Annotated in this window: 6 protein-coding genes; 1 reads left to right on the top strand and 5 read right to left on the bottom strand. The window is 72.7% G+C overall.

The window, feature by feature from the left end; translation table 11 throughout:
• Positions 1-112: 112 nt before the first annotated feature.
• Positions 113-607 (bottom strand): peptidylprolyl isomerase, encoded by a 495-nt coding sequence (locus ACWCYO_RS40450; protein ID WP_270146619.1) that lies wholly within the window; start codon positions 605-607, stop codon positions 113-115.
• A gap of 147 nt (positions 608-754) precedes the next feature.
• Here ACWCYO_RS40450 and ACWCYO_RS40445 point away from each other — a divergent pair, with 147 nt between their 5' ends.
• Entirely contained in the window at positions 755-1,126 is a 372-nt protein-coding gene (locus ACWCYO_RS40445) for a MerR family transcriptional regulator (protein ID WP_270146618.1), read from the top strand.
• Positions 1,127-1,147: 21 nt separating this feature from the next.
• On the opposite strand, the gene ACWCYO_RS40440 is transcribed toward ACWCYO_RS40445, so the two are convergent.
• The 4 genes from ACWCYO_RS40440 to ACWCYO_RS40425 all read right to left on the bottom strand — a co-directional run.
• Positions 1,148-1,597, bottom strand: coding sequence for a MarR family winged helix-turn-helix transcriptional regulator (locus ACWCYO_RS40440; RefSeq protein WP_270146617.1), 450 nt, complete (start codon positions 1,595-1,597; stop codon positions 1,148-1,150).
• Positions 1,598-1,669: 72 nt separating this feature from the next.
• Complete coding sequence (locus ACWCYO_RS40435) at positions 1,670-2,137, bottom strand: GNAT family N-acetyltransferase (protein ID WP_270146616.1); 468 nt, start codon at positions 2,135-2,137, stop codon at positions 1,670-1,672.
• A 56-nt stretch (positions 2,138-2,193) separates the two neighbouring features.
• Entirely contained in the window at positions 2,194-3,051 is an 858-nt protein-coding gene (locus tag ACWCYO_RS40430; protein ID WP_270146615.1) for an oxidoreductase, read from the bottom strand.
• Positions 3,052-3,203: 152 nt separating this feature from the next.
• On the bottom strand, positions 3,204-3,295 hold a 92-nt coding region (locus ACWCYO_RS40425; RefSeq protein ID WP_144385854.1), incomplete at its 5' end, for an acyl-CoA dehydrogenase family protein.

Raw genomic sequence — 3,295 nt, 5'->3', positions numbered from 1 at the left:
GCCCCCGCGGCCCGGCCCCCGTTTTGTGGTCCACCCCCCCCCCCCGGTGTGGGGAAGTCGGCCGGGCCGACTTCCCACTCCGGGGCGGTACGCGTGCCAGAGGCCGCGGTGATTACTCGACCACGCCGGACTTGGCGATCTTGATGCTGGCCGAGGTGCGGCCGCTCTGCGAGCCGAGGCCCTCGATCTTCTTCACGACGTCCATGCCCTCGACGACCTCGCCGAAGACGACGTGCTTGCCGTCCAGCCAGTCGGTGACGATGGTGGTGATGAAGAACTGCGAGCCGTTGGTGTTGCGGCCGGCGTTGGCCATCGACAGCAGGCCCGGGCGGTCGTGCTTGAGCTGGAAGTTCTCGTCCGCGAACTTCTCGCCGTAGATGCTCTTGCCACCGGTGCCGTTGTGGTTGGTGAAGTCACCGCCCTGCAGCATGAAGGCGGGGATCACGCGGTGGAAGCCGGAGCCCTCGTAGCCGAAGCCGTTCTGGCCGGTGGCCAGCTCGCGGAAGTTGCGGGCGGTCTTCGGGACGACGTCGTCGAAGAGCTTGAAGACGATGCGGCCGGCCGGCTCGTCGTTGATGGTGATGTCGAAGAAAACGTTGGAACCCATGCAGGGATCATGGCACGACCCGCCGACCGCCGCGCGCCACCCCCGGCTCCCCCGCTGGTGACGTCGGCGTTTCCGGGTTCGCCGTCACACCGGAACGGCGGAAGCTAACATCCCTGTCGGATTCGAGTGGACGGCGGGGAGGACGGCATGCGGATCGGCGAACTGGCCCGGCGCACGGGCGTGAGCGAGCGCTCGCTGCGGTACTACGAACAGCAGGGCCTGCTGGTGGCCCGGCGCACCGAGGGTGGCCACCGGGAGTACCCGGAGATGGCGGTGGACCGGGTGGTGCACATCCAGGAGCTGTTCGCCGCCGGACTGCACAGCCGCACCATCTACAAGATCCTCCCCTGCATGCGGGACTCCGACGGCGGCCCGAGCGAGCAGGCCACCCCGATGCTGGTCGAGGAGCTCACCTCGGAGCGGGACCGGATCGACCGGATGATCACCGATCTGCTGCGCTCGCGCGAGGTGCTGGACGAGGTGATCGCCGGCGCCTCCGGGGAGCCGGCGGCGGCGTAGCGCGGTCCGAGCCTCGGGGGCTCAGGCCTTGAGCTTGCGCCAGACCGTCTCCAGGGCCGCGATGTCCGCCGGGTCCAGCCGGTCGGTGAACACCGGGGCCAGGGCGGCCCGCCGGGTCGCGTCGGCCTCGGCGAAGAGGGCGCGACCCTGGTCGGTCAGCTCGATCCGCACCGAGCGCGCGTCCGAGGCCGAGGGCGTACGGGACACCAGCCCGCGCCCGGCCAGGGCGTCCACCACCCGGGAGACCTGGCTGCGGCTGAGCATGGTCTTCGCGCCGAGGTCGGAGGCGGCCACCGGCTCCTGCTGGCCGTTCAGCCAGAGCATCACCTCGAACCAGGACAGCGGCAGCCCGTGCACCCGGGCGAGCTCCCGGTCCACCCGGGCGGCCAGGGTGGTGCCGGCCCAGACCAGCCCGTAGAAGGCGTGGTCCTGCTCCGACAGCGGGCCCAGGGAGAGATCGGCGCGGTCCATGCCGTTCATCGTACCGAGGGTGCGTGCGTGTGCACACAGTGCCGGAGGGGCCCGCACCCGGGGCCGAGCCCGCTACAGCTCGCGCTCCGCGACCTCCTGGTCGCCGCTCAGCTCGCCGGTCGGGCGGAAGCCCAGCCGGGCGTAGAACCCGGCGGGGCCGTCCGGGCCCGGGTGGTAGGTGACGGTCGCGCGGGTGCCGCCGCGGCGGCGGATCTCGGCGCAGACCTGCTCGACGGCGAAGCGGCCGTAGCCGCCGCGCTGCTGCCCCGCGTCGACCAGCAGGCGCCAGAGGCCGGAGCGGGGGCGGTCCTCGGGGCGCTCCGGGTCGAAGCGGATGTCGAAGAAGGCCATCACGAAGCCGACCGGCCGCCCGCCGTCCAGGATCAGCCGGGGCCAGGCCGTCTCGCCGTGGACGTACGCCTCGGCCAGCGACTTCGCCACCGGCGCGACCAGCCCCTCCTGGTCGGGGCGCACCCGTAGGGCGAGGGCGGCGTCGATGTTCCCGGGGGTGAGCAGGGCGAGGCTGAGCGGGTTGGACATGGCGGGCAGCCTAGGCAGCTCGGCCGCCCGCCGTCGTCCGGTTTACCGGGCCGCGGTCACACCCCGGCCGGGTAGTCGGTGCCGCGGCTGACCGCCTCCCAGGCCTCGGCCTCCTGGCGCGCGCCGTCCAGGTTGCCCAGGATCGCCTCCACCGCGTCGGTGCCGAGCGCGAGCCGCAGCGGGGTCTTCTCGGCGGCCAGGGCGGCCAGGATCGCCTCGGCGGCCTTCACCGGGTCGCCCGGCTGCTTGCCGTCGGAGTCCGGCAGGCCGGCGCGGACCGGGCCGACCACCGGCTCGTACGCGTCGATCGGGGCGCTCTGGGCGAGCGCGCCGCCGCCCGCGAAGCCGGTCCGGAACGCGCCCGGCTCGACGATCAGCACCTTGATCCCGAAGCCGGCCACTTCCAGGGCCAGCGCCTCGGACAGCCCCTCCAGCGCGAACTTGGTGGCCGAGTAGGCGCCCACGCCGGGGAAGGAGAAGCGGCCGCCCATGCTGCTCATCTGCACCACGGCGCCGGCGCCCTGGGCCCGCATGTGCGGCAGCACGGCCCGGGTGAGCGCGGCCGGGCCGAAGAAGTGCAGTTCCATGAGGTCCCGCAGCTCACCGTCGGTGGTCTCCTCGACGGCGCCGATCACGCCGCGGCCGGCGTTGTTCACCAGGACGTCGATCCGGCCGTGCCGCTGCACGGTCTCGGCGACCACGGCGGGGATCCGCTCCTGGTCGGTGACGTCCAGCTGCACCGGCACCAGCCGGCCCGGGTGCGCGGCGGCCAGCTCCGCCAGCGTCTCGGGGCGGCGGGCGGCCGCGACGACGGTGTCGCCGGCCGCCAGCGCGGCCTCGGCGATCGCCTGGCCGAAGCCGGAGTTGGCGCCGGTGATCAGCCAGACCCTGCCGGTGGTCTCGTGGGCGGTCATCTGTGTTCCTCCGTACGCGCTTGCACCACAGGAAAGTTGACGATCATTTATACGACATCCCACGCAGCCGGTGATCGGACGCGTCCGCAAATGCCGGAGCCCCCGGCCGATCGGAATCGGCCGGGGGCTCCGGGGAGTTCGGGGCGGGCCCGTTACGGCAGGTTGCGGGCCATCACGATCCGCTGGACCTGGTTGGTGCCCTCGTAGATCTGGGTGATCTTCGCGTCCCGCATCATCCGCTCCA

Source organism: Kitasatospora sp. NPDC001683, from assembly GCF_053596495.1.
The sequence above is the reverse complement of the archived record's forward strand: the minus strand, read 5'-3'. Positions and strand labels throughout refer to the sequence as shown.

Bases quoted from the DNA above. Each gene is read 5' to 3' on its own strand.
- ACWCYO_RS40435 (WP_270146616.1), bottom strand. From the start codon at position 2,137: ATGTCCAACCCGCTCAGCCTCGCCCTGCTCACCCCCGGGAACATCGAC.
- ACWCYO_RS40450 (WP_270146619.1), bottom strand. From the start codon at position 607: ATGGGTTCCAACGTTTTCTTCGACATCACCATCAACGACGAGCCGGCC.
- ACWCYO_RS40440 (WP_270146617.1), bottom strand. From the start codon at position 1,597: ATGGACCGCGCCGATCTCTCCCTGGGCCCGCTGTCGGAGCAGGACCAC.
- ACWCYO_RS40445 (WP_270146618.1), top strand. From the start codon at position 755: ATGCGGATCGGCGAACTGGCCCGGCGCACGGGCGTGAGCGAGCGCTCG.
- ACWCYO_RS40430 (WP_270146615.1), bottom strand. From the start codon at position 3,051: ATGACCGCCCACGAGACCACCGGCAGGGTCTGGCTGATCACCGGCGCC.